Source organism: Micromonospora sp. LOL_025, assembly GCF_048060285.1.
GTDB lineage: Bacteria > Actinomycetota > Actinomycetes > Mycobacteriales > Micromonosporaceae > Micromonospora.
Map to the genome: position 1 here is coordinate 25,259 of NZ_JBHMIR010000003.1, position 25,479 is coordinate 50,737.

23 protein-coding genes are annotated in these 25,479 nt (G+C 75.3%); 19 read left to right on the forward strand and 4 right to left on the reverse strand.

All coding sequences use genetic code 11. The features are described 5' to 3' along the window. Positions 1 to 39 precede the first annotated feature (39 nt). The 4 genes from ACFHW0_RS05035 to glmM all read left to right on the forward strand — a co-directional run bounded on the left by ACFHW0_RS05035 (position 40) and on the right by glmM (position 4,014). Positions 40 to 1,425 carry an MFS transporter gene (locus ACFHW0_RS05035; protein ID WP_416605760.1) on the forward strand — a complete coding sequence of 462 codons (1,386 nt, stop codon included), beginning with the start codon at positions 40 to 42 and terminating at the stop codon, positions 1,423 to 1,425. A 191-nt stretch (positions 1,426 to 1,616) separates the two neighbouring features. Beyond that, positions 1,617 to 2,060, forward strand: coding sequence for a 50S ribosomal protein L13 (gene rplM, locus ACFHW0_RS05040; protein WP_154941857.1), 444 nt, complete (start codon positions 1,617 to 1,619; stop codon positions 2,058 to 2,060). Between the two features lie 20 nt (positions 2,061 to 2,080). Beyond that, entirely contained in the window at positions 2,081 to 2,548 is a 468-nt protein-coding gene (gene rpsI / locus ACFHW0_RS05045) for a 30S ribosomal protein S9 (protein ID WP_121399850.1), read from the forward strand. Positions 2,549 to 2,658: 110 nt separating this feature from the next. Continuing rightward, positions 2,659 to 4,014, forward strand: a complete 1,356-nt coding sequence (glmM, locus tag ACFHW0_RS05050) for a phosphoglucosamine mutase (protein ID WP_416605761.1) — start codon at positions 2,659 to 2,661, stop codon at positions 4,012 to 4,014. An 85-nt stretch (positions 4,015 to 4,099) separates the two neighbouring features. Here the strand turns inward: glmM and ACFHW0_RS05055 are convergent, their stop codons facing one another. Further along, a complete protein-coding gene (locus ACFHW0_RS05055; RefSeq protein WP_416605763.1) occupies positions 4,100 to 5,290 on the reverse strand; it encodes a pyridoxal phosphate-dependent aminotransferase in 1,191 nt (396 codons plus the stop codon). Between the two features lie 203 nt (positions 5,291 to 5,493). Between ACFHW0_RS05055 and glmS the strand changes: the two genes are divergently transcribed. Further along, positions 5,494 to 7,407: a glutamine--fructose-6-phosphate transaminase (isomerizing) gene (gene glmS, locus ACFHW0_RS05060; protein ID WP_416605765.1), complete on the forward strand. Its 1,914-nt coding sequence runs from the start codon at positions 5,494 to 5,496 to the stop codon at positions 7,405 to 7,407. A 66-nt stretch (positions 7,408 to 7,473) separates the two neighbouring features. Here the strand turns inward: glmS and ACFHW0_RS05065 are convergent, their stop codons facing one another. Continuing rightward, positions 7,474 to 9,330, reverse strand: a complete 1,857-nt coding sequence (locus ACFHW0_RS05065) for an alpha/beta hydrolase (protein ID WP_416605767.1) — start codon at positions 9,328 to 9,330, stop codon at positions 7,474 to 7,476. Further along, positions 9,327 to 9,623, reverse strand: coding sequence for a type VII secretion target (locus tag ACFHW0_RS05070; protein ID WP_416605768.1), 297 nt, complete (start codon positions 9,621 to 9,623; stop codon positions 9,327 to 9,329). Before ACFHW0_RS05070 ends, ACFHW0_RS05065 begins: the two co-directional genes overlap by 4 nt. Before the next feature lie 177 nt (positions 9,624 to 9,800). Here ACFHW0_RS05070 and ACFHW0_RS05075 point away from each other — a divergent pair, with 177 nt between their 5' ends. The 14 genes from ACFHW0_RS05075 (at position 9,801) to ACFHW0_RS05140 (ending at position 24,131) form a co-directional block, all read left to right on the forward strand. Beyond that, entirely contained in the window at positions 9,801 to 10,169 is a 369-nt protein-coding gene (locus ACFHW0_RS05075; protein ID WP_416605770.1) for a holo-ACP synthase, read from the forward strand. A gap of 51 nt (positions 10,170 to 10,220) precedes the next feature. Next, positions 10,221 to 11,690, forward strand: coding sequence for an NAD(P)H-hydrate dehydratase (locus ACFHW0_RS05080; RefSeq protein WP_416605772.1), 1,470 nt, complete (start codon positions 10,221 to 10,223; stop codon positions 11,688 to 11,690). Between the two features lie 98 nt (positions 11,691 to 11,788). Continuing rightward, positions 11,789 to 12,907 (forward strand): alanine racemase, encoded by a 1,119-nt coding sequence (alr, locus tag ACFHW0_RS05085; RefSeq protein WP_416605774.1) that lies wholly within the window; start codon positions 11,789 to 11,791, stop codon positions 12,905 to 12,907. Then, positions 12,904 to 13,995 carry an alpha/beta fold hydrolase gene (locus tag ACFHW0_RS05090; RefSeq protein ID WP_416605776.1) on the forward strand — a complete coding sequence of 364 codons (1,092 nt, stop codon included), beginning with the start codon at positions 12,904 to 12,906 and terminating at the stop codon, positions 13,993 to 13,995. Before alr ends, ACFHW0_RS05090 begins: the two co-directional genes overlap by 4 nt. Beyond that, complete coding sequence (gene tsaE, locus ACFHW0_RS05095) at positions 13,992 to 14,474, forward strand: tRNA (adenosine(37)-N6)-threonylcarbamoyltransferase complex ATPase subunit type 1 TsaE (RefSeq protein ID WP_416605777.1); 483 nt, start codon at positions 13,992 to 13,994, stop codon at positions 14,472 to 14,474. Before ACFHW0_RS05090 ends, tsaE begins: the two co-directional genes overlap by 4 nt. 60 nt (positions 14,475 to 14,534) lie before the next feature. Beyond that, positions 14,535 to 15,236 (forward strand): uracil-DNA glycosylase, encoded by a 702-nt coding sequence (ung, locus tag ACFHW0_RS05100; RefSeq protein ID WP_121399841.1) that lies wholly within the window; start codon positions 14,535 to 14,537, stop codon positions 15,234 to 15,236. 83 nt (positions 15,237 to 15,319) lie between these two features. Further along, entirely contained in the window at positions 15,320 to 16,171 is an 852-nt protein-coding gene (locus tag ACFHW0_RS05105; RefSeq protein WP_416605779.1) for a maleylpyruvate isomerase family mycothiol-dependent enzyme, read from the forward strand. A gap of 69 nt (positions 16,172 to 16,240) precedes the next feature. Continuing rightward, positions 16,241 to 16,918, forward strand: a complete 678-nt coding sequence (gene tsaB, locus ACFHW0_RS05110; RefSeq protein WP_416605780.1) for a tRNA (adenosine(37)-N6)-threonylcarbamoyltransferase complex dimerization subunit type 1 TsaB — start codon at positions 16,241 to 16,243, stop codon at positions 16,916 to 16,918. A 114-nt stretch (positions 16,919 to 17,032) separates the two neighbouring features. Continuing rightward, positions 17,033 to 17,491 carry a ribosomal protein S18-alanine N-acetyltransferase gene (rimI, locus tag ACFHW0_RS05115; RefSeq protein ID WP_416605781.1) on the forward strand — a complete coding sequence of 153 codons (459 nt, stop codon included), beginning with the start codon at positions 17,033 to 17,035 and terminating at the stop codon, positions 17,489 to 17,491. Next, a complete protein-coding gene (gene tsaD / locus ACFHW0_RS05120) occupies positions 17,488 to 18,534 on the forward strand; it encodes a tRNA (adenosine(37)-N6)-threonylcarbamoyltransferase complex transferase subunit TsaD (protein WP_416605782.1) in 1,047 nt (348 codons plus the stop codon). The genes rimI and tsaD overlap by 4 nt, the downstream gene beginning before the upstream one ends. 18 nt (positions 18,535 to 18,552) lie before the next feature. Further along, complete coding sequence (locus ACFHW0_RS05125) at positions 18,553 to 18,807, forward strand: hypothetical protein (protein WP_416606142.1); 255 nt, start codon at positions 18,553 to 18,555, stop codon at positions 18,805 to 18,807. 103 nt (positions 18,808 to 18,910) lie between these two features. Continuing rightward, positions 18,911 to 20,611: an ABC transporter ATP-binding protein gene (locus ACFHW0_RS05130; protein ID WP_416605784.1), complete on the forward strand. Its 1,701-nt coding sequence runs from the start codon at positions 18,911 to 18,913 to the stop codon at positions 20,609 to 20,611. Further along, positions 20,611 to 22,383 (forward strand): ABC transporter ATP-binding protein, encoded by a 1,773-nt coding sequence (locus ACFHW0_RS05135; RefSeq protein ID WP_416605785.1) that lies wholly within the window; start codon positions 20,611 to 20,613, stop codon positions 22,381 to 22,383. The genes ACFHW0_RS05130 and ACFHW0_RS05135 overlap by 1 nt, the downstream gene beginning before the upstream one ends. Positions 22,384 to 22,553: 170 nt before the next feature. Then, positions 22,554 to 24,131 (forward strand): Na+/H+ antiporter, encoded by a 1,578-nt coding sequence (locus tag ACFHW0_RS05140; RefSeq protein WP_416605786.1) that lies wholly within the window; start codon positions 22,554 to 22,556, stop codon positions 24,129 to 24,131. Between the two features lie 445 nt (positions 24,132 to 24,576). Here ACFHW0_RS05140 and ACFHW0_RS05145 read toward each other — a convergent pair whose 3' ends face one another. Then, positions 24,577 to 25,314: a DUF4142 domain-containing protein gene (locus ACFHW0_RS05145; RefSeq protein WP_416605787.1), complete on the reverse strand. Its 738-nt coding sequence runs from the start codon at positions 25,312 to 25,314 to the stop codon at positions 24,577 to 24,579. Positions 25,315 to 25,479 lie beyond the last annotated feature (165 nt).

Genomic DNA, 25,479 nt, shown 5'->3' on the forward strand with positions numbered 1-25,479 from the left:
AGCGTTCCTCCAGGTCGCACCCGACGAGGAGGAGTCGCCGTGAGCACACTGGCCCCCACCACACCCCTGGCCGAGGCCGCCCCGCCGGTCGCCGGTCGCCGGCACCGCATCGACGACTGGCGGCCCGAGGACCCCGAGTTCTGGCGTACGACGGGGGAGCCGGTCGCCCGCCGCAACCTCTGGGTCTCGATCTTCGCCGAGCACGTGGGCTTCTCCGTGTGGAGCCTCTGGTCGGTGATGGTGCTCTTCCTCGGCCCCGAGTACGGCATCGACCCGGCGGGGAAGTTCCTGCTCACCGCCGTGCCGGCCGCCCTCGGGGCGGCGTTGCGGCTGCCCTACACGCTGGCCGTGGCCCGCCTCGGCGGGCGGACCTGGACGATCGTCAGCGCGCTGCTGCTGCTCGTTCCGGCCGTGCCGATGACGGTGCTGCTGGAGCCCGGCGTCTCCTACCCGACCCTGATGGTGCTGGCCTGCCTGACCGGCGTCGGCGGGGGCAACTTCGCCTCCTCGATGGCGAACATCAACCTCTTCTACCCGCAACGGCTGAAGGGCCGGGCGCTCGGGCTCAACGCCGGCGGCGGCAACCTCGGCGTGCCGGCGGTGCAACTGGTCGGCCTGGCGGTGCTGGCGACCGCGGGCGCCGCGTACCCCCGGCTGGTGCCGGCGGTCTACCTGCCGCTGATCGTGCTGGCCGCGTTCGCCGCGGCGCGCGGGCTGGACAACATCCCGGGGGCGCGCAACGAGCCCGGCGCGCTGCGCGAGGCGGCCCGCGACCCGCACACCTGGATCATGTCGTTGCTCTACATCGGCACCTTCGGCTCGTTCATCGGCTTCGGCTTCGCCTTCGGCCAGGTGCTCCAGCTCCAGTTCGCCGAGCGCTTCCCGACCCCGGTCGACGCCGCCTGGCTCACCTTCCTCGGCCCGCTGGTCGGCTCGCTGGTCCGGCCGGTCGGCGGGCACCTCGCCGACCGTCTCGGCGGGGCCCGGGTGACCTTCTGGAACTTCGTCGCGATGGCGGCCGGCGCCTCGTTGGTGCTCTTCGCCGCCCGGGAGCGGTCGTTCGGGCTCTACCTGCTCGGCTTCCTGTCGCTCTTCGTCTTCTCCGGGATCGGCAACGGCTCGACGTACAAGATGATCCCGGCGATCTTCCGGGCCCGGGCGACGGCGGAGGTGGACGCCGGCCGGCGGGAGGCGGCCGCGGCGCAGCGCTGGGCCGGGCGGATGACCGGCTCGCTGATCGGCATCGCCGGGGCGGTCGGGGCCTCCGGCGGGGTGCTGGTGAACATCGCCTTCCGCCAGTCGTTCCTGACCGGGGGCAGCGCGGACGCGGCGTACGTCGCCTTCATCGTCGCGTACGCGGTCTGTCTGGGGGTGACCTGGCTGGTCTACGTGCGGCCGGGCCCGCGCCGGCTGACCGGGGTGTGACCCCCGCCATGTATCCTCGGGGGCCAGGCGGGGGCGGTACCCCGTTTTGACCTGCCGACGGGGCGGCGGGTATCGTTGCCTGCTGTTGTACGACATCCAGAGGCGTGCCGCCTGAGGTACGCTTGGTCGTTCGTGCGCGCCCGGTAACCTCGGCGCGCGACCCCAGACCGACGACGAGACAAGGTATACCTGTGCGTACGTACAGCCCGAAGCCGGGTGAGATCGAGCGTCAGTGGCACGTCATCGACGCCTCTGATGTCGTGCTGGGCCGCCTGGCCACCCACGCCGCCACGCTGCTGCGCGGCAAGCACAAGCCGACTTTCGCGCCGCACGTCGACACGGGCGACTTCGTCGTCATCGTGAACGCGGGCAAGGTCGCGCTGACCGGCAACAAGCGCCAGACCAAGATCGCCTACCGCCACTCCGGCTACCCGGGCGGTCTGAAGCAGGTCGGCTACGACGAGCTGCTGACCAAGCGTCCCGAGCGGGCCATCGAGCTGGCCGTCAAGGGCATGCTCCCGCACAACAAGCTCGGCCGTCAGCTCATCAAGAAGCTGAAGGTCTACGCCGGTGCCGAGCACCCGCACGGCGCGCAGCAGCCGGTGCCGTTCGAGATCAAGCAGATCGCGCAGTGAGCGCGGGCGAAGGAAACAGCATGACCGACATCACCGAGACCGAGGTTGCCCCCGAGGAGGCCACCGAGGCGCCGGCGCCCGTCGCCCGCGCGCCGCGTGGTGACCGCCCGATCCAGACCGTGGGTCGGCGCAAGGAGGCCATCGTCCGGGTGCGCATCGTCCCCGGCAGCGGCAAGATCACGTGCAACGGCCGTGACCTCGAGGCATACTTCCCGAGCAAGGTGCACCAGCAGCTCATCAAGGACCCGCTGGTCACCGCCGAGAAGCCGGAGGCCTTCGACGTCATCGCCAACCTGCGTGGCGGCGGCACCACCGGTCAGGCCGGCGCGCTCCGGCTGGCCATCGCCCGGGCCCTGATCGTCAGCGAGCCGGACGACCGTCCGGCGCTGAAGAAGGCCGGCTTCCTCACCCGGGACGCCCGGGTCAAGGAAAGCAAGAAGTACGGCCTCAAGAAGGCCCGCAAGGCTCCCCAGTACTCGAAGCGCTGATCAACAGCTGCACGTTGTACTTCTGACGGACGGCCGGGTTCACCTCCCCTCGACGGGAGGTGGCCCGGCCGTTCGCCTTTCCTGGACCGTTTCATCGGAGGTTGGCGGGTATGGGCCGGTTGTTCGGCACGGACGGCGTACGCGGGCGGGCGAACGCGGATCTCACGCCTGAGTTGGCGCTGGCGGTGGCGGTCGCCGCCGCGCACACGCTCGCCGAGTCGGACCGGAGCCATCCCCCGCTGGCCGTGGTCGGGCGCGACACCCGGGCCAGCGGCGAGATGCTGGAGGCCGCCGTGGTCGCCGGGCTCACCAGCGCCGGCGCCAACGTGGTCCGGGTGGGCGTGCTGCCCACCCCGGCCGTGGCGTTCCTCACCGCCGAGGCCAAGGCCGACCTCGGCGTGATGCTCTCCGCCTCGCACAACCCGATGCCCGACAACGGGATCAAGCTCTTCGCCGCCGGCGGGCACAAGCTGCCCGACGAGATCGAGATGCGGATCGAGGCGGCCGTCGAGGCGAACGCCACCACCGCCTGGAAGCGGCCGGTCGGCGCCGGCGTCGGCCGGGTGCACGACCTGCTCGACGGCGCCGACCACTACGTGCAGCACCTGATCGGCACCCTGCCGCACCGCCTCGACGGCCTCAAGGTCGTGGTCGACTGCGCCAACGGCGCGGCGGCGGAGGTGGCGCCGGTGGTGTACCGGGAGGCCGGGGCCGAGGTCGTCGCCATCTACGCCGAGCCGGACGGCCTCAACATCAACGACGAGTGCGGCTCCAACCACCTCGAGGCCCTGCGGGCCGCGGTGGTCGAGCACGGCGCGCACCTGGGCATCGCGCACGACGGCGACGCCGACCGCTGCGTCGCGGTGACCGCCGACGGCGACGAGGTCGACGGCGACCAGGTGATGGCCATCCTCGCGCTCGCCATGCGGGAGGCCGGCACGCTCACCGACGACACCCTGGTCGCCACCGTGATGAGCAACCTCGGCCTGCGGCTGGCCATGTCCGCGCAGGGCATCCGCCTCCTCGAGACCAAGGTCGGTGACCGGTACGTGCTGGAGGAGCTGCGCGCGTCCGGCCTCGCGCTGGGCGGCGAGCAGAGCGGGCACATCGTCATGCCCGCGTACGCCACCACGGGCGACGGCGTGCTGACGGGGCTGCACCTGATGTCCCGCCTGGCCGCCACCGGGAAGTCCCTCGCGGAGCTGGCCACCGTGGTGACCAAGCTGCCGCAGGTGCTGATCAACGTTCCCGTCGGCGACCGTACGGTCGGCGCGGCCGCGCCCGCCGTCCGGGCCGAGGTCGAGCGGGCCGAGGCGGAGCTGGGCGAGACGGGCCGGGTGCTGCTGCGCCCGTCCGGCACCGAGCCCCTGGTCCGGGTCATGGTCGAGGCCGCCACCGAGCGCACCGCCCGCGAGACGGCCGAGCGCATCGCCGAGCAGGTCCGCACCGCCAGCCCGACCGCCTGACCTCCCGTCGGCCCGGGTCCGCCACCGGCGGGGCCGGGCCGACGTCCTTCCGCCCGGCCGGCTGACGGTCAGGCGTACGCGTCGGTCAGGCCGCGGACAGCCGGCGCAGTCGGGTGACCGCCTCGGCCAGCACCTCGGGGCGCTTGCAGAAGGCGAAGCGGATCAGGTGTCGACCGGCCTCGGGGTCGTCGTAGAAGACCTGCGTCGGCACGGCGACCACCCCGCACCGCTCGGGCAGGGACCGGCAGAACTCCATCCCGTCCCGCCCGCCCAGCGCGCTGACGTCGGCGGTGACGAAGTACGTGCCCTCCGGCGGGAGCACCTCGAACCCGGCGTCGGTGAGCCCGCCGACGAGCTGGTCCCGGCGGGCCCGCATACCCTCGCGGAACCCGGTGAAGTAGTCGTCGGGCAGGGCCAGCGCCACCGCGACCGCCGGCTGGAGCGGCGCGGCGTTGACGAAGGTGAGGAACTGCTTCACCCGCAGCACCGCCGAGACCAGCGTCGCCGGCCCGCTCACCCAGCCGACCTTCCAGCCCGTGCAGGAGAACGTCTTGCCGGCCGACGAGATGCGCAACGTCCGCTCGCGCATGCCGGGCAGCGTGGCCAGCGGGACGTGCGGGGCGGACGCGTCGGTGAAGACCAGGTGCTCGTAGACCTCGTCGGTCACCGCGTACGCGCCGTGCTCCCGGCACAGCTCGGCGACCAGGGCCAGCTCGTCGGGGGTGAACACCTTGCCGGTCGGGTTGTGCGGCGAGTTCAGCAGCACCAGTCGGGTGCGCGGGCCGAACGCGGCGCGCAGGGCGGCGGGGTCGAAGGCGTACCGGCCGTCGGCGGCGGGACGCAGCGTGACCGGGCGCCGGACCGCGCCGGCCAGCGCGATCGAGGCGGCGTACGAGTCGTAGTACGGCTCGAAGCAGACCACCTCGTCGCCCGGCTCGCAGAGCCCGAGGACCGCCGCCGCGATCGCCTCGGTGGCGCCCGCCGTCACCACGATCTCGCCGTCGGGGTCGTACTCCAGCCCCCAGAACCGGCGCTGGTGCGCGGCCACCGCCGCGCGCAGCGCCGGGACGCCCGGACCCGGTGGGTACTGGTTCTGCCCGGTGCGCAGCGCCTCCGCGGCGGCGGCGAGCATCTCCGGCGGCCCGTCGGTGTCGGGGAAGCCCTGACCGAGGTTGACCGCGCCGGTGCGCACGGCGAGGGCGGACATCTCGGCGAAGACGGTCGTCCCGAACGGACGCATCCGGGCCACCAGCGGATCCACGTCGGCGGTCGTCACGCCCGCCAGCCTACGGACTCCCGGCGCGGCTTCAACCCCTGCCGAGGGCGGCCCGACCGCCCGGAACCGGCGTCGGCGTCGGCGGCGCCGGGCGGAGCTATGTCACGGAGAGTGCCGCTTCCCCTCCGATCGCTCAAGTTGGGTGATCGTTTACCCGGCTTTCGCGCACGCGCGATGAGTGGAACTAGGTTAGGCTGCGGGACATGTGTGGAATCGTTGGTTACGCCGGCGCGCGCCCGGCGCTCGGCATCGTGCTCGACGGACTGCGGCGGCTGGAATACCGCGGCTACGACTCGGCCGGCGTCGCCATCGTCTGCGACGGCGCGCTGCTGACCGAGAAGAAGGCCGGCAAGCTGGCCAACCTGGAGAAGGTGCTCTCCGAGCGGGCGGCCGAGGACCCCACGTCCTGCGCGGCCAGCCCGATCGGCATCGGGGACGGCACCACCGGCATCGGGCACACCCGCTGGGCCACCCACGGCGGGCCGACCGACCGCAACGCCCACCCGCACCTGGCCCCCGACGGCCGGGTCGCCGTGATCCACAACGGCATCATCGAGAACTTCGGGAAGCTGCGCGCCGAGCTGGAGGCCGACGGCGTCCAGTTCACCAGCGACACCGACACCGAGTGCGCGGCGCACCTGCTCTCCGCCGCGCTGGCCGACCTGCGCGCCGCCGGGCACCCCGACGGGCCGCAGCTGCTCGCCGCCGGCATGCGGGTGGTCTGCCAGCGGCTGGAGGGCGCGTTCACGCTGCTCGCCGTCGACGCCGCGGTGCCCGGCGCGGTGGTCGGCGCCCGGCGCAACTCGCCGCTGGTCGTCGGGCGGGGCGACGGGGAGAACTACCTCGCCAGCGACGTGGCCGCGTTCATCGAGCACACCCGCGAGGCGGTGGAGCTGGGTCAGGACCAGATCGTCCTGATCACCGGCGACACCATCGAGATCACCGACTTCGCCGGCCAGCCCGCCAGCGGCAAGGACTTCCACATCGACTGGGACTCCTCCGCCGCCGAGAAGGGCGGCTACGACTGGTTCATGCTCAAGGAGATCGAGGAGCAGCCGCAGGCCATCGCCGACACGCTGCTCGGCCGGCTCACCGACTCCGGCGAGATCATGCTCGACGAGGTACGCCTCAGCGACCAGGACCTGCGCGACGTCGACAAGATCTTCATCGTGGCCTGCGGCACCGCGTACCACTCCGGTCTGGTCGCCAAGTACGCCATCGAGCACTGGACCCGGATCCCGTGCGAGGTGGAGCTGGCCAGCGAGTTCCGCTACCGCGACCCGGTCCTCGACCGGTCCACGCTGATCGTGGTGATCTCGCAGTCCGGCGAGACGATGGACACCCTGATGGCGCTGCGGCACGCCAAGGAGCAGAAGGCCCGCGTCCTGGCCATCTGCAACACCAACGGCTCCACCATCCCCCGGGAGTCCGACGCGGTCCTCTACACCCACGGCGGGCCGGAGATCGCCGTCGCCTCCACCAAGGCGTTCCTCACCCAGCTCGTCGCCTGCTACCTGATCGGCCTGCACCTGGCCCAGGTGCGCGGCATCAAGTTCGCCGACGAGGTGGCCGCCGTGGTCGCCCAGCTCCAGGAGATGCCGGGCAAGCTGCGCGAGCTGCTGGAGCGCATCGAGCCCGTCCGCGAGCTGGCCCGCGACCTGAAGGCCGAGCCGACGGTGCTCTTCATCGGCCGGCACGTGGGCTACCCGGTGGCACTGGAGGGCGCGCTCAAGCTCAAGGAGCTGGCGTACATGCACGCCGAGGGCTTCGCCGCCGGCGAGCTGAAGCACGGCCCGATCGCGCTGATCGACAAGGGCACCCCGGTCATCTGCATCGTGCCGTCCCCGGTCGGCCGGGGCATGCTGCACGACAAGGTGGTCTCCAACATCCAGGAGGTGCGGGCGCGCGGCGCCCGGACCATCGTGATCGCGGAGGAGGGCGACGAGGCGGTCGTCCGCTACGCCGACCACCTGATCTACGTGCCGCGTACGCCGACGCTGCTCGCGCCGCTGGTCACCACCGTGCCGTTGCAGGTCATGGCGGCCGAGATCGCCGCCGCCCGGGGGCACGACGTGGACCAGCCCCGCAACCTGGCCAAGTCGGTCACGGTCGAGTAGCCGTACGCCCCACGACGGGCCCCGTCCACCCGCGCCGGTGGACGGGGCCCGTCGCGCGTCGCGGGGTCAGCGGCCGAGCACCACCCGGGCCATCCCGTCGAGGGCCGGGTTGTCGGGCGCCCAGTAGCCCGTGTGGCCGTGCCGGCCGCTGGGGAACGTACGCCCGCCGAAGCCCGGGTGGGACGGGTCCTGCCCGAACCACAGCTCCCGCTCCGGCGCGCCGAGCAGCCCCCCGATCGCGGGGCCGACCGGCGACGCGCCCAGCAGGGACCGGCGGGCCAGCTCGTCCGGCGGGCGGGCCCACCGGATCACGTCGTCCGGCGCGGTGCTCGCCCAGACCTGCCCGGGCGGCACGCCCAGTTCGCCCGCGTGCGCGACCCCCACCCCGGGCGAGCCGACGAAGACCAGCGCGTCGGCGGCCAGCCCGTGATCGCGGGCGGCCGTGCCGACCACCAGCGAGCCGTAGCTGTGCCCGAGCACGGTCTGCCGGCCCGGGGGCCCGTCGTGGGTCTCCCGCAGCCCGTCCTGGAACCGGTGCAGCGCCGGGCCGGCGTCCCGGGCCTGACCCGGCCACGCCGCCTCGTGCAGGAAGTCGGGGGCGTCGTAGTCCAGCCAGAGCACCGCGGCGGCCTCCTCCTCCGGGGCGAGGGCGGCGCAGCGGGACAGCACCCGGGCCGCCCGGCCCAGCTCGCCGGGCACGTCGTGCAGGCCGGCGGTCATCCCCGGCACGTAGGTCAGCACCCGGGCCGACCGGTCGGGGTTGCCCAGCGCCACCACCGCCCGCCCCTCGCCGGCCGTGCCCAGCCCCAGCAGGTACGCCCGGGGCTGCTCGTCGCCGGCCAGGCGGGCGGCCAGCGCGTCCAGCCCGGCCAGGGACTTCCCGACCCGCAGCAGCCCGGCCAGCTCGACCGGCCCGCGCGGCACCCGCTCCAGCAGCCGTCGCCGCGCGGCCAGCAGTTCCTCCCGCCGTGCCCCGAGCAGCAGCCGGTTGGCCTGGTCGCGGGCGGCCACCGGCACCCCGTCGAGGCGGCCGAGGAGCCCCGGCTCGTGCGCGACGAGCCACCGGCGCTGCGCGGGGGTGAGCCCGGCCCACCAGGCCCGCACCGCGGCCGGGTCGGCGCCGGGCGCCGGGCGACCGGGCGATGGCGCGTCCGCCCACGCCGCGCGGGCGGCGGCGGCCAGCGCGTCCAGCCGGCCCGCGGCCTCCCGGTCGGCCGCACCGGCCAGCTCCAGCGCCGCCCGGATCGCCGCGCCCACCTCGGCCGCGCCCACCCCGGACCCGGCCGTTCCGGCCCCGGCCGCCCCGGACCCGGGCAGGTTCGCTCCGGGCGCGCCGGCCCCGGACGGGCCGGCTGCGGGCGCGCGGACCACGGGTGCGCCAGCTCCGGAGGTGCCCGTTCCGGACGCGCCCGCCCCGGAGCGGGCGGTCGCCGGCGCGCGAGCGGGGTCGACGGTGACCCGGCCCTGCCGGTCGACCAGCAGCCCGGCCGCGTCCGCGCGGGCCACCGCGGCGGCGAGCCGGGCCCTGGCGGCGGCCAGCCGGCCGGCGAACTCGGCCAGCACCTGGTCGGCCTCGATCAGGGCGGGGGCGGCGGAGGTCAGCTCGGTGCGCAGGGCCGCGAGCCGGGCGTCGGCGGCGACGGCCGCCCCGCCCGACCAGCCGGCCCGCAGCGCCGCCGCGCCGGCGACCAGCCCGTCGGCCCGCCGCGCCACCGGCCCGGTCAGCCCCCGCCAGGCCACCCCGGCGGCCCGCCACGCCTCGGGATCGGCCGCCCACAGCTGCCGGTAGCCGACGTCCGCCGCGCGGTCGGCGGGGTGCGCCGGGCGTGTCGCCGGTGTCCGGCCCGCCGGGCCGGCGACCGGACGCGCCGCGTGCCCGGCCGGGGCCGACCGACCCGCCGCCGGGGGTGCCGGCGCGGTCACCGGGACAGCGCGGTGAGCCGGCCGGCCGCCCGGTCGTCCACCGACTCGTACGCCTCGGCGGCGGAACGGACCGCCCCGGCCGTGTGGGCCACCCGGGCGCCGAGCCCGCCGAACCAGGCGTGCACGGCCGACTCCAGCCCGGCCAACGCCGCCCCGGCCGACCACTCCGGGGCCGGCACCACCAGCCCGGACGCCCCGGCCAGCCCGTGCGCCAGCCGGTACGCGTCGTCGTCGAGCCCGCGCGCGGCCCGGCGCAGCGCGTCCGGTCGTACGGTCAACGGCTGCTCGGTCATCCTCGGCCCCCCCCGCCTCGCGAGAACATCGACGGCCGCGACGCTAGGCGCCGTCCACACCCCCGCGCGTCGCCTGTGGACGACGTCCCTCCCGGCGTACGGCCGGTCGTCCACAGGCGTTGCCCCGCGCGGAAGCGGCGGCTAATGTGCGGCCGCCCGCGCCGGTAGGGTGAGCGGGTGATCGTCGCTGTCGGCATCGACGTCGTCCTCGTCGAGCGGTTCGCCAGGGCCCTGGCACGGACACCGCTGCTCGCCGACCGGCTCTTCACGGAGGCCGAGCGCTGCACCCGATCCGGCAACCCGCGCTCGCCCGAGTCGCTGGCCGCCCGCTTCGCGGCCAAGGAGGCGGTCGCCAAGGCGCTCGGCGCCCCGGCCGGGCTGAGCTGGCACGACTGCGAGATCGTGCCGGACCCGGACGGCCGACCCTGGCTGACCGTCTCCGGCACGGTCGCGGCGGCGGCCACCGAGCGCGGAGTCAACCGCTGGCATCTCTCGTTGTCCCACGACGGCGGGATCGCCTCGGCCATGGTGGTCGCGGAACGGTGATCGGGGGCGTGCCGGTCGCGGCGCGCCGGGAATCGGACGGGACGGGGTGGCATGAGAGCGGTGTGGCGGGTCGCGGACGTACGCGCGGCGGAGGCGGGCCTGATGGCCACGCTGCCGCCCGGGACGCTGATGAAGCGCGCGGCGGCCGGGCTGGCCCGCCGTTGCGCGCTGCTGCTGGCGGATCGGGGCGGCGTCTACGCCGCGCGGGTGCTGCTGCTGGTCGGCTCCGGTGACAACGGCGGCGACACGCTCCTCGCCGGCGCGCACCTGGCCCGGCGGGGCGCGGCCGTGTCGGCGCTGCTGCTGTCCCCCGGCCGGGCACACGCGGAGGGGCTGGTCGCGCTGCGGGCCGCGGGCGGGCGGGTCGTCGACCGGCCGCCGGGGACCGTCGACCTGGTGCTGGACGGCATCGTGGGGATCGGCGGGCGCGGCGGGCTCCGGGACACCGCCGACCAGCTCGCCGCCAGCCTCGTACGGCACCGCGGGCGCGACGGCGCCCCGGCCGCCGTGGTGGCCGTGGACGTGCCCAGCGGGGTCGCGGTCGACACCGGAGGGGTGCCGTTGACCGCGTCGGGCCGCCCCAGCGCGGTGCGGGCCGACGTGACGGTGACGTTCGGCGGGCTGAAGCCCGCCCTGGTGGTGGGCCCGGCCGCCGCGCTCGCCGGTGAGGTGGAGCTGGTCGACATCGGGCTGGAGCCGTGGCTGCGGGGCAGCCCGGCGCTGGGCGTGACCGAGTGGTCGGACGTCGCCGGCTGGTGGCCCCGGCTCGGCCCGGCCTCCGAGAAGTACACCCGGGGCGTGGTGGGCGTCGCGACCGGCTCGGCGACCTACCCGGGCGCGGCCGTGCTCTCCGTCGCGGGGGCGCTGGCCGGCCCGACCGGCCTGGTCCGCTACGCCGGCTCGGCCCGGGACGACGTGCTGCGCCGGTACCCGTCCGTGATCGCGACCGGACGGGTCGCCGACGCCGGGCGGGTGCAGGCGTGGGTCTGCGGCTCCGGCCTGGGCACCGGCGAGGAGGCGGCCGCGGAGCTGCGGGCGGTGCTCGCCGCCCCGGTGCCGGTGGTGCTCGACGCCGACGCGCTGACCCTGCTGGTCGACGGCTCCCTCGCCGGCCGGCTGCGCACGCGGGACGCCCCGATCGTGGTCACGCCGCACGACCGGGAGTTCACCCGGCTCTGCGGGGAGGAGCCGGGCGCCGACCGGGTGGGCGCCACCCTGCGGCTGGCCGCCTGGATGAACGCGGTGGTGCTGCTCAAGGGCGACCGCACGGTGATCGGCACGCCGGACGGCCGGGCGTACGTCAACCCGACCGGCACCCCGGCGCTGGCCACCGGGGGCACCGGCGACGTACTGGCCGGGCTGCTCGGTTCGCTGCTCGCGGCCGGGCTGCCCCCGGAGCGGGCGGCGGCCGCCGCCGCGTACCTGCACGGGCTGGCCGGACGGGAGGCGGCCCGGGGCGGGCCGGTGACGGCGCCCGACGTGGCCGACGCCCTCCGCCCGGTCCTCGCCCGCCTCGGCTGACCCGGCCGCACCGGCGGCACCGGCGGTGGCTCCTGTGCCGGCGGCACCGGCTGCGCCGGCCTCGGCCGGGGGATCGGCGCGGAAAGTAGGCTGGGGGCATGTGGCAGGCCGAGGTGCGCGTGGACCTGGACGCGATCCGCGAGAACGTGAGCCGGCTCAGGTCCGGCACCGCCGCCGAGCTGATGGCGGTGGTGAAGGGCGACGGCTACGGCCACGGCATGGTCCCGGCCGCCCGCGCCGCCCTCGACGCCGGGGCCGACTGGCTGGGGGTCTGCACGCTGGACGAGGCGCTGACGCTGCGCCGGGCCGGGATCACCGCGCCGGTGCTGGCCTGGCTCCTCGCGCCCGGGCTGCCGCTGCACGAGGGCGTCGCCGCCGGGGTCGACCTCGGCGTCGCCAGCCTGCCCCAGCTCGACGAGATGGTCGCGGCGGGCCGTGCCGCCGGCCGGCCGGCCCGGCTGCACCTCAAGATCGACACCGGGCTGGCCCGGGGCGGCGCGACCGTCGCCGACTGGCCGGCCCTGCTCGACGCCGCCGCCAAGGCGCAGGCCGACGGCCTGGTCGAGGTGGTCGGGGTGTGGAGCCACTTCGTGTACGCGGACTCGCCCGGCCACCCCACCATCGACCGCCAGCTCGCCGTCTTCCACGAGGGGATCGGCATGGCCGAGCGGGCCGGCCTGCGGCCGCGCTACCGGCACCTGGCCAACTCGGCGGCCACCCTGACCCGGCCCGACACCCACTTCGACCTGGTCCGGCCCGGGCTGGCCGTCTACGGCCTCTCCCCGGTGTCCGGCGGGAGCTACGGGCTGCGCCCGGCGATGACCGCCCGGGCCCGGGTGATGCTCACCAAGCGCGTCCCGGCCGGCTCCGGCGTCTCGTACGGGCACACCTACACCACCGAGCGGGCGGCGAACCTCGCGGTGGTGCCGCTCGGCTACGCCGACGGGGTGCCCCGGCACGCCTCGAACAGCGGCCCGGTGCAGCTCGGCGGCAAGCGCCGGACGATCTCGGGCCGGGTCTGCATGGACCAGTTCGTGCTCGACTGCGGCGACGACCCGGTGGCCGCCGGCGACGAGGTCACCCTCTTCGGCGACGGTGCCGACGGCGGGCCCACCGCCGACGACTGGGCCGAGGCGGTCGGCACCATCAACTACGAGATCGTCACCCGGTTCGGCAGCACCCGGGTGCCCCGCGTCTACGACGGCGAGCGCCCGTGACGACCCGTACCCGCATCCCGCTGCCGCGTACCGGACACGCCCGGGCGGCCATCGGCGCGCTGGCCGCCGTCGGGGTCGCCGCCGCCGGGCTCGCGGCCGGCGTCGCCACCGAACGCGCCCTGGTCCGCAAGCTCAAGGCCGACCCCACCGACCGGTACGCCGGGGAGGTCTTCGGCGACCAGCGGTACGACGATTCCTTTCGGCTGGAGATGCCCGACGGCACCGACATCCACGTCGAGGTGGTGGAGCCGACCCGGCCCGTGCCCGGCAACCCGACCGTGGTGCTGGTGCACGGCTTCTGCCTGGACATGGGCACCTTCCACTTCCAGCGCAAGCTGCTCGCCGAGCGGGGCGAGCACCGGATCGTCGCGTACGACCAGCCCGGGCACGGCCGGTCGGGGCGGCTGGAGACCGGCGAGTACGACCTCACCGCGCTCGGCCGGACGCTGCGCGAGGTGATCGACCGGACCGCCCCGGAGGGGCCGCTGGTGCTGGTCGGCCACTCGATGGGCGGAATGACCATCATGGCCTTCGCCGAGTTGTTCCCGGAGCTGTTCGGCGACCGGGTCGTGGGCACCGTGCTGATGGCCACCTCGGGCGGCCTGGTCGCCGAGACCAAGCTGGTCGCGCCCGCCCTGCTCGGCCGGGTCGGCGCGCCGGTGCTGCACATGGTCGGCAACGTCACCCGCTACGGCGGCCCGGTGATCGACCGGGCGCGCAGGTCCACCACCAACGTGGCGTGGCTGCTCACCCGCAAGTACGGCTTCGGCACCCGCCGCCCCAGCCCGGCCCTGGTGTCGTACGTCGAGACGATGAACTCCCGCACCTCCGCCGACACGGTGACGCGCTACCTGCGGACGCTGGCCACGCACTCCCGGTTCCCGGCGCTCGCCGCGCTGGCGGACACCCCCGTGCTGGTGGTCGTCGGCGACAAGGACATGATCACTCCCGTGACGCACTCCGAGGAGATCGTCCGGCGGCTGCCGCACGCCGAGTTCGTCAAGATCACCGACAGCGGGCACGTGGTGATGCTGGAGCACGCCGACGAGGTCAACGCGGCGCTGCTGCGGTTCCTGGAGGCGCTGTGAGCCACGTCGTGAAGCTGCCGACCGTCGACGACACCCACGAGTTCGGGCGGCGGCTGGCCAAGCTGCTGCGCGCCGGCGACCTGCTGCTGCTGACCGGGCCGCTCGGCGCCGGCAAGACCGCGCTGACCCGGGGCGTCGGGGCCGGGCTCGGGGTGCTCGGCGACGTCACCTCGCCCACCTTCGTGATCGCCCGGGTGCACCGGCCCGACCCGGCCCGGGGCGGCACGGTGGCGCTGGTGCACGCCGACGCGTACCGGCTGGGGGACGCCGCCGACCCGCGCGCCGAGATCGACGACCTCGACCTGGACGCCTCGGTGGACGAGTCGGTGACGGTGGTGGAGTGGGGCGAGGGCCTGGTCGAGCAGCTCGTCGACGCCCACCTGCGGGTGCGCGTCGACCGGCGCGACGACGACACCCGGGTGGTCGAGCTGGAGCCGGTCGGCGGCGACTGGGCGCAGCGCCTGGCGGCCCTCGGCTGAGCGCTGTCGTACCGGCTGCCTAGAGTGCCCGGGACGGACCCGACAGGCGAAAGGTTGCCGATGCCCGACGACGCCCCCACCCTGGACCTGCTGGCGCTGCTGCCGGAGGACTGGCGTGCCGTGCTCACCCCGCACCTCGACCCGGCCCGCACCGCCGCGCTGGCCGAGTTCGTCGCGGGCGAGTACGCGACCCGCACCGTCTTCCCGCCGGTCGAGGACCTCTTCTCGGCCTACCGGCTCTGCGCGCCGGCCGACTGCCGGGTGCTGATCCTCGGGCAGGATCCCTACCACAAGGCGGGGCAGGCGCACGGGCTCAGCTTCAGCGTGCGGGAGGGCGTGAGCGTGCCGCCGTCGCTGCGCAACGTCTTCAAGGAGCTGGGCGAGGACCTCGGCGTGCCGAAGCCGCGCGGCGGCAACCTCAGCGGCTGGGCGGCCCAGGGCGTGCTGCTGCTCAACTCCGTGCTCACCGTCCGCGAGGCGACGCCCGGCTCGCACGCCAACCGCGGCTGGGAGGAGTTCACCGACGCCACCATCCGGGCGCTCGACGCGATGGACTCGCGGGTGGTCTTCCTGCTCTGGGGCGGCTACGCGCGCAAGAAGGCCGCCCTGGTCACCAACCCGCAGCACGTGGTGCTGGAGGCCGGGCACCCCAGCCCGATGAACCCGCGCGGCTTCCTGGGCAGCCGCCCGTTCAGCGCGGCCAACAAGGCGCTCGCCGACGCCGGCCTGCCGACCGTCGACTGGGAGCGCTCCGCCGGCTGACGGCTGCGCACTTTCGCGGTCACCGGGCGGTGACCGTCCGTTGTAGCCTGTGCGTCGAGCGGTCGGCGAGCCGGGAGGCGGCGATGGCGGCGACGGTCAGCGAAGAGCGGTGGCGGGTGGCGCGGACGGCGCTGGCGGACCAGACGGACCGCTTCCTCGACCTGGTCCGCGCCACCCCACCGGAGGCCATGGCCACCGCCCACTGGTCGGTGGCCGACACGCTGGCCCACGTGGGCTCCCTCGCGTGGTACTACGTGTGCCTGGTGGACCCGGAGCATCCACCCCTGCCGGTGCCGGGTCTGCTCCGGCAGCTCCCCGACGTCACCGTCGACACGGTGGCGGACTTCAACGACGTGCTGCTGCGGCACCTCACCGAGCGCGAGCCGCAGGCCCTGGCCGACAGGTTGCGGGCCGATGTCGGGCGGCTCCTCCTCGCCTGCGAGGGCCGGCGCCCCGACGAGACGGTGCCCTGGCTCGGCGGGGCCCGGGTGCCCCTCGCCGGCCTCTGCGCGCACCTGGTCAACGAGCTGCTCATCCACGGTCACGACGTCGCCCGCGCCACCGGGCGTCCGTGGTCGCTCCCCGGTCCCGACGCCGCGCTGTTCATGGAGCTGTTCCTGGCCGGGGTGGTTCGGCACGGCTACGGACGGCTGATCGACGGCGGCGCGCCGCCGCGCGAACGCCCGGTCGTGGTCGAGTTCCGCTCGGCGTACGCGGCCCCGGTCCGGCTCCTGCTGCACCGGGGGCGGATGACGTTCGCCGACCCCGACGCCCGGCCCGACGCCCGGATCGACCACGATCCCGGCACGCTCAACCTGATGATGTTCGGTCGGGTCAGCCGGGCCCGGGCGGTGCTCACCGGAAAGGTGCGCGTCAGCGGGCGGCGCCCCTGGCTGCTGCCGGCCTTCCTGCGCAAGTTCCGCACCCCGAGCTGACCCGCCCGCCCGCGCCGCCGGACGGGGCGTGACCGGGGGTGAGCACGGGGGCGACTAGGCTGGCTCACCGTGCTCGTACTGGTGGTGGACAGCTCGACCCCCGCGGTGACCGCGGCGCTGGTGGAGGTCGCGGCGGACGGCGTGGCGACCCGCGCGCACCGCTGCACGGTCGACGCCCGCGCCCACGGTGAACTGCTCGCGCCGCAGGTCGACGCCGTGCTCACCGAGGCCGGCGCCCGCCCGGCCGACCTTGGTGCGATCGTCGCCGGGCTCGGCCCCGGCCCGTTCACCGGGCTGCGGGTGGGACTGGTCACCGCCGCCACCATCGGCCAGGTGCTGGGCCTCCCGACGTACGGTGTCTGCTCGCTGGACGCCATCGGCCACCCGGCGGCCGCCGGCGAGCCGGTGCTGGCGGCGAGCGACGCGCGCCGCCGGGAGATCTACTGGGCGGTCTACGACGGCGCGGGCCAGCGGATCGTCGGGCCGGAGGTGTCCGTGCCGGCGGTCGCCGCCGAGCGGGCCCGCGGCCTGGCGGTCACGGCGGCGGTCGGCGACGGCGCGCACCGGTACGCGGACGCGCTCGGCCTGCCCGTGCGGGACGAGCCCCGCTACCCGGACCCGGGTGTGCTGGCGGCCCTGGCCGCCGAGCGCATCCGGGCCGGCGCCCCCTCGGAGGCGCTCACCCCGCTCTACCTGCGCCGCCCGGACGCCGTGGCGGCGACCGCCCGCAAGCCGGTCCTGCCGTGAGCGCGAGGAGTGAGCCGGGTTTGCGAGCCCCGCAGTCGCGAACCGAGGTGGCGCCGTGAGCGCGAGGAGTGAGCCGGGTTTGCGAGCCCCGCAGTCGCGAACCGAGGTGGCGCCGTGAGTGTTCGGCTGGAGCGGTTCCGGTGGTGGCACGTCGACGAGGTGCTGCCGATCGAGGCGGACCTGTTCGGTGCCGAGCAGTGGTCGGCGGCGATGTTCTGGAACGAGCTGGCCAACGGGCACTTCTATGTCGTCGCCACCGGCGACGACGGGGACCTGCTCGGCTACGCCGGGCTCGCCGTGGCCCCGCCCGACGAGGCGTGGGTGCAGAACGTCGCGGTGCGCCGGGACGCCCAGCGGCGCGGCGTCGGCCGGCTCCTGCTGGAGGCGCTGCTCGCCGAGGCCGCCCGGCTCGGCACCCGCAGCACCCTGCTGGAGGTCGCGGCGGACAACGCGCCCGCCCAGAGGCTCTACGCGACGTACGGCTTCGAGCCGATCGGCGTGCGGCGCGGCTACTACCAACCGAGCAACACCGACGCGCTGGTCATGCAGCGCACCGTGGGAAGTGAGCGATGACTGACGAACCCCTGATCCTCGGCATCGAGACCTCCTGCGACGAGACCGGGGTCGGCATCGTACGCGGGCACACCCTGCTGGCCGACGCGCTCGCCTCCAGCGTCGAGCAGCACGCCCGCTTCGGCGGCGTCGTGCCCGAGGTGGCCAGCCGGGCCCACCTGGAGGCCATCGTGCCGACCATGGACCGGGCGTTGAAGGAGGCCGGGGTGACCCTCGCCGACATCGACGCGATCGCGGTCACCTCCGGCCCGGGGCTGGCCGGCGCGCTGCTGGTGGGGGTGGCCGCCGCGAAGGGCTACGCGCTCGCCGCCGAGAAGCCGGTCTACGGCGTCAACCACCTGGCCGCGCACGTCGCCGTGGACACCCTGGAACACGGCCCGCTGCCCGAGCCGGCGATCGCCCTGCTGGTCTCCGGCGGGCACTCCTCCCTGCTGCTCGTCGACGACCTGGCCCGGGGCGTCACCCCGCTCGGCGCCACCATCGACGACGCGGCCGGCGAGGCGTTCGACAAGGTGGCCCGGCTGCTCGGGCTGCCGTTCCCCGGCGGCCCGTACATCGACCGGGAGGCCCGGGCCGGCGATCCGGCCGCCATCGGTTTCCCGCGCGGCCTGACCGCCCCCAAGGACCTCGCCGCCCACCGCTACGACTTCTCCTTCTCCGGTCTGAAGACGGCGGTGGCCCGGTGGGTCGAGGCGCGGCAGCGGGCCGGCGAGCCGGTGCCGGTCGCCGACGTGGCCGCGTCCTTCCAGGAGGCGGTCTGCGACGTGCTGGTACGCAAGGCGCTGGACGCCTGCCGGAGCAACGGCGTGGAGACGCTGGTGATCGGCGGGGGCGTGGCGGCCAACTCCCGGCTGCGGGCGATGGCCGAGGACCGCGCCGCCGCGCACGGCATCCAGGTCCGGGTGCCCCGACCCGGGCTCTGCACGGACAACGGCGCGATGGTCGCCGCCCTCGGCTCGCACCTGGTCGCCTCGGGCGTCGCGCCGAGCCGGCTGGACCTGCCCGCCGACTCCGCCATGCCGCTGACCACGGTCAGCGTGTGAACCCCGAGGATGGCTGACGTGATCGTGCGGATGTGGGAGGCGCGGGCGGAGCCGTACGGCGCCGCGGACCTGATCACCTGGTTGTGCGACACCGCGCTGCCGGAGTTCGAGCACGACCCGATGCACCTGTCCAGCGAGGTGTTCTCCTCCACCGACCACCGGGTGGTGGTCATCTCCAAGTGGCGCAGCAACCCGCGTCCGCTGCCGGAGCCCCCCGCGACGCTGCTGGCCCGCCCGCCGCACTCCTGGGACTTCACCCAGGTCGACCGCTGAGGCGGGGCCGGCCGCGCGGCCGTGGAAGATGCGTGAGCCACGGCACGCCGACGCGGTAATTGGTTGGCGGGACCCTCGCCGCGCCACCTAGCGTCGGTGGGCCATGCGCTTTCCACCGGCCGGCGACCCCGGCGTACCCGACATCCGCTCGGCGACCCGCTACCTCGTGTGGCTGGCCGGGCGGCACAAGGTGCTGCTCACCGTCGGCATCCTGCTGGGCGTCGTCTGGATGGTCGCCCAGGCGCTGGTGCCGGCGGCCGTCGGCCGGGCCGTCGACGGGCTCACCCGCCGCGACGAGGACGCCCTGCTCACCTGGGGACTGGCGCTGTTCGGGCTGGGCGTGCTCCAGGCCGTCGCGGGGATCCTGCGGCACCGCTGCGCGGTGCACAACTTCCTCGCCGGGGCGTACCGGACGGTGCAGTTGACCGTGGGCGCGGCGAACCGGCTCGGCGCCGCGCTGCCCCGCCGGGTCTCCGCCGGCGAGGTGGTGAGCATCGGCACGGCCGACATCAGCCAGATCGGTTCGGCCATCGACATCACCGCCCGGGGCGCCGGCGCGGTCGTGGCGATCGTGACCGTCGGGGTGATCCTGCTCGGCGCCTCGGTGCCGCTCGGGCTGGTCGTGGTGCTCGGCGTGCCGCTGCTGATGGCGGTCGTCGGGCTGCTCATCCGGCCGCTGCACCGGCAGCAGCAGGCGTACCGGGACTCGGAGGGGGCGCTGACCGCCCGGGCCGGCGACATCGTCTCCGGGCTGCGGGTGCTGCGCGGCGTCGGCGGTGAGCCGGTGCTCTCCGCGCGCTACCGGTCGCGCTCGCAGGCGCTGCGCGCCGACGGCCTGCGGGTGGCCCGCATCGAGTCGCTGCTGGAGGCGGCCCAGGTGCTGCTCCCGGGGGCGTTCCTGGTGCTGGTCACCTGGCTCGGCGCCCGGTTCGCACTGCGCGGCGAGATCAGCGCCGGTGAGCTGGTGGCGTTCTACGGCTACACCGCGTTCCTGGTCAGCCCGCTGCGGCAGCTCACCGAGGCGGTCGACAAGCTGACCCGGGGGCACGTCGCCGCCCGGCGGGTGGTGCGGCTGCTGCGGCTCGCCCCGGAGCTGCGCGACCCGACCCGCCCGGCCGCCCTGCCGGACGGCCCCGGCGAGCTGGTCGACGTGGCCTCCGGCGTGACGGTACGGCCGGGCCGGTTCACCGCGCTCGCCGCCACCGCCCCCGAGGACGCGGCGGCGGTCGTGGACCGCCTCGGCCGGTACGTCGACTCGGACGCGACGCTGCACGGCGTACCGCTGCGGGAGGTGGCGCTGGCGACGGTCCGGGAGCGGATCCTGGTGGCCGACAACGACGCGCACCTGTTCACCGGCCCGCTGCGCGCGGAGCTGGACCCGCACGACCGGGCCGACGACGCGACGATCGCGGCGGCGCTGGCGGCGGCGAGCGCGACCGACATCGTCGAGGCCCTGCCGGCGGGGCTGGACAGCGCGGTCGCGGAGCGTGGCCGGGAGTTCTCCGGCGGCCAACAGCAGCGGCTGCGGCTGGCCCGCGCGCTGGTCGCCGACCCGGAGACCCTGCTGCTGGTCGAGCCGACCAGCGCCGTGGACGCGCACACCGAGGCCCGGATCGCGGACCGGCTCGGCGCGGCCCGGACGGGCCGCACCACCCTGGTCTGCACCACCAGCCCGCTCGTGCTGCACCGCGCCGACCACGTGATCTTCGTGGAGGACGGCAAGGTGGTGGCCGAGGGGTCGCACACCGCACTGCTCGACGGCGAGCCGCGCTACCGGGCGACGGTCAGCCGGGGGGAGGACTGATGGCCACCGCCCTGCCGGTCGCCGACGGGCGCCAGGTGCGCCGCTACGCCCGCACGCTGGCCCGCCGGCATCCGAGGGCGCTCGGGGTCGCGCTCGGCCTGCACGCGCTGGCCGCCGCGGCCGGCCTGGTCGCGCCGTGGCTGCTCGGCGACCTGGTCGAGGGGATCTCCCGGGGCACGTCCGGCGTCACCGTGGACCGCATCGCCCTGCTGATCGCCGGGTTCGTGCTGGTGCAGTCGGTGCTGGTCCGCTTCGCCCACCTGGCGTCGGCCCGGCTCGGCGAGCGGGTGCTGGCCGAGCTGCGCGAGGAGTTCGTCGACCGGATCCTGGCGCTGCCGCTGGCCACCGTGGAGCGGGCCGGCACCGGCGACCTGCTCACCAGGACGTCCCGGGACGTCTCCGCGCTGTCGCGGACGGTCCGGTTCGCGGTGCCGGAGACCCTGATCGCGGTCGTCACCGGCTGCTTCATCGTCGGCGCGCTGCTCCTGGTCGACCCGCTGTTCGCGCTGCCCTGCCTGCTCGCGGTGCCGCTGCTGTGGGCCGGCACCCGCTGGTACCTGCGCCGCGCCCCCGACGGCTACCTGCGGGAGAACGCCGCCTACTCCGACATCACCGACGGGATCAGCGAGACCGTCGAGGGTTCGCGGACCACGGAGGCGCTGCGGCAGCAGGCGCGCCGCCGGGCCCGCACCGACGCCGACATCCGCCGGTCGTACGCTGCCGAGCGCTACACCCTGCGGCTGCGCACGGTGTTCTTCCCGATCGCCGAGATCGGCTACGTGCTGCCGGTGGTGGCGACGCTGATCATCGGCGGCTGGTTCTACCTGAAGGGCTGGGTGAGCCTCGGCGAGGTCACCGCCGCCACGCTCTACGTGCAGCAGCTGATCGACCCGGTCGACCGGCTGCTCTCCTGGCTGGACGAGTTGCAGGTCGGCGGCGCCTCCATGGCCCGCCTGCTCGGGGTGGCCGACGCCGACCCGCCGGCCGGCGCCCCGCCCCGGTCCGCCACGAGCCCGCCCGGTCCTCCGCCACCGGGGGACCGGCGGCTCGCCGCCCGGGACGTCCGGTACGCGTACCGGGAGGGTCGGGACGTGCTGCACGGGGTGACCCTGGTGCCGGAGCCGGGGGAGAAGCTGGCCATGGTGGGCCCCTCGGGCGCCGGCAAGTCCACGCTCGGCCGGCTGCTCGCCGGGGTGCACGCGCCCCGTACCGGCTCGGTCACGGTGGCCGGTCGGCGGCTCGACGAGCTGCCCCTGGCGGAGCTGCGGACGCACGTCGCCCTGGTCACCCAGGAGCACCACGTCTTCATCGGCACGCTGCGGGAGAACGTGGCGATGGTGCGACCGGGCGCCGACGGGTCGGCGGTCCGGTCGGCGCTGGCCGCCGTCGACGCGCTCGACTGGGCCGACGGGCTGCCGGACGGGCTGGACACGGTGGTCGGTGCCGGCGGGCACCCGCTGTCGCCCGCGCAGGCGCAGCAGCTGGCGCTGGCCCGGCTGGTGCTGGCCGACCCGCACACCCTGGTGCTGGACGAGGCCACCTCGCTGATCGACCCCCGCGCCGCCCGGCACCTGGAGCGGTCCCTCGCGGCCGTCCTCCAGGGCCGCACGGTCGTGGCCATCGCGCACCGCCTCTTCTCGGCGCACGACGCCGACCGCGTGGCGGTGGTCGAGGACGGCCGGATCGCCGAGATCGGCTCGCACGACGAGTTGGTCGCGGCCGACGGCTCCTACGCGGCCCTCTGGCGTTCCTGGCACGGCACCGGCTCCTGACGCGCCGCGCGGCGTGCCGCGTCCGGGGACGGCGCCTTCGACGCCGGCGGGCGGGGCGCCTGTTTCCGGGTTCGAGCGTGCCGCGCCGGACCGCCGTACCACGATGGTGGAGCGGCAGGCGACCGGCGCGTACCCGGCACCGTGGCGTCGGCCGGTGACGGGGGTGCGACGTGGGCGGTCTCGAACTGATCGTGGTACTGGGCGTCACGGTGCTGGTCGGCACGACCCTCGGCGGGCGGTACAGCGTGGCGCCCCCGGTCCTGCTCATCACGATGGGTGCGCTGCTCGCGCTCCTGCCGCCGCTGTCCCACGTGGTGCTGGAGCCCGACGTGGTCCTGCTGCTGTTCCTGCCGGCGATCCTCTACAAGGAGAGCATCACCACCAGCCTGCGTGAGATCCGTACGAACCTGCTCGCGATCGGGTTGCTCGCGGTGGGGCTGGTGGTGGCGACGATGGTCGTGGTGTCGCTCGTCGTGCAGCGGTTCGGCGTCGACCCGGCCGCCGCCTGGGTGCTCGGCGCGGTGCTCGCGCCGACCGACGCGGCGGCGGTCGCCGGCCTGGCCAAGCGGATGCCGCGCCGGATCCTGACCACCCTGCACGCGGAGAGCCTGATCAACGACGGCACCGCGCTGGTGCTCTTCTCCGTCGGAGTGGGCCTGATCGTGGGCGGCACGGAGCCGGGGTTGCTGGGGCTGACCGAGCGGTTCGTCCTCGCGTCGGCCGGTGGCGTCGCCGCCGGCCTGCTGGTGGGCTGGGCGGTGATCCTGGTCCGGCGACGGCTCGACGACCCGCTGCGCGAGGGCGCGCTGAGCGTCCTCACGCCGTTCGTCGCCTTCCTCCTCGCCGAGTTCCTGCACGCCAGCGGCGTCCTGGCGGTGGTGGTCGCGGGCCTCATGCTGGCGTACGCCGCACCCCGGGTCATCCGGGCCCGCTCCCGGGTGCTGGCGTACGGCTTCTGGGACCTCGCCACCTTCCTGATCAACGGCGGGCTCTTCGTCCTCCTGGGGATGCAGATCCCGCGCGCCCTGCGCGGGGTGACCAGCCTGTCGGTGATGCGGGCGCTGGTCATCGCGGTGGTGGTGACCGGCGTGGTCGTGCTGACCCGGATGCTGTGGATCCACCTGGCGGCGTTCGCCTTCCTGGTCGTCGACCGCCGGGCGGCGGAGCAGGACGAGCGGGTCAACTGGCGGGTGCGGACGGCGGCCGGGTGGGCGGGGTTCCGGGGCGCGGTCTCCCTCGCGGCCGCCCTCGCGGTGCCGGTGACCACGCCCACCGGCGCACGGGTGCACGATCGCGATCTGATCATCTTCGCCACCGCCGTGGTCATCCTGCTGACGATGCTGATCCAGGGCACCACGCTGCCGGCCGTCGTCGGGTGGGCGGGCCTGGTCGGCGACACCCGGCGGGTCGGCGAGCTGCGGCTGGCCCGGATGCGTGCCACCGAGGCCGCGCTGGCGGTGCTGCCCGAGGTCGCGGACCGGCTCGGCGCGACGCCGGACGCGGTCGACCGGATCCGGGCGGACTACGAGCAGCACCTCGACGACGTCCGTTCCACCGACGAGAGCCAGTCGGCGGAGCAGGCCCGGGAACTCGACCGGCGGCTGCGGCTCGCCGTGCTCGAACACAAGCGGCGCGAGGTCACCAGGCTGCGCGACACGAACGAGATCGACGACATCGTCCTGCGGGAGTTGCAGGCGGTCCTCGACATCGAGGAGATCCGGCTGCTGGGACCGGAACTCAACGAGTAGCGTGCCCGGCCGTCCCACCGCACGTCCGGACGTCTCGGCGGGGTGGGTGTGGGGTCCCCCGCCGTCGGCGGCGAGGCCACCGCGGGTACTCAGCGTGACGAGACGGGCGGAAGGAGGTCGCCGACACGCAGGGTAGTCATTCCCGCCCGGTTTTCGGGCGCGAGCGTGGCCGATTCCGGCACACGCTCCCTTGACCAGGGAGTTCTCCTCGCGGTCGCCGGAGCTGCCCCCTCGCCCCGCGTCCCCTTTGCTCTGCAGCCGCCGACGCACCAGCCACGCTGGGTGGCTGGTGCGCGGATGGCTGCAGAGCAAAGGGGCGAAACAGGTGACCGCTGGCAGCGGGAGGAATGCCTGCGAGAGTCACTGAGAGTAATGCATCGGCCCGGCCTCGGGTAGCCGGAGCGGGTGCGGCCGGCCGTGTGCAGCCGGCCAGCACGGCGGTCGGTCAGGTGCGGCGCAGGATGCGGTACGTCGCGACGCCTCCCGTGCCGAGGGCGGCGAGGAAGACCAGCCAGACCACCGTGCTGCTGACCCCGATCGGCGGGCCGGAGTTGGCGGAGGCGGCGGCGAGCAGGCCGTCGTCGCCCGGCGCGGGCAGGGCGGCCGGCGGCAGTTCCGGCCAGCGGACCAGCCCGGTGCTCTCCAGCATCTGCATGTGGTGCAGGACGAACCGGTTGGCGTCGTCGGCGAGCTTGCGGATCACCGGGTCGCGGGTGCTGGCGCGGACCGCCCCGATGACCGGGAAGATCTTGCCGTGGGCGACCCGGAGCCGGGTGACGAAGATCTGGTCGAATCGGGCGCCGGAGGCGTTCTGCATCTCCGTCAGCCAGCCCTTCTGCTCGGCCGTCGGGTCGCTCGGGATGCTCGCCCCGAGCTTGTTGGCCGCCTCGACCGTGAGCCGGTCCAGTTCCTCGTGCTCGGTGGCGATGCCGGCGCCGATCTCGCGTACCTTCGCGCTCTGCCCCTTGTCGGCGGCCATCTGCCCGGCCGGCATCTCCCAGAGCCCGGCCAGGCGTACCCCGTTGAGCAGGGCGGCGTCGGCCGCGTTGAGTTGTTGACCGCCCGGCGCGGCGACGGCCACGCCGGGCAGCACCCCGAGCCCGGCGGCGATCGTGACGAGCAGCGCCGCCAGGCGGCTGCTGCGGTGTCCCTGCCGGCGACGGGCGGATCTGAGCGGTGCCATGTCCGTGGTGTCTCCTCGGTCCGGTCCGAAACGAGTCCGGCCCGGGCGACGCCTTCGCCTTCGCCCGTCCGCGCACTGGTACGGACGGACCGACCGATCGGTTCACCCGGACCGGCCCGTCTGCTCCCGCACCCTGTCCACATTCCTCCGGGACGGGGGCGGGAC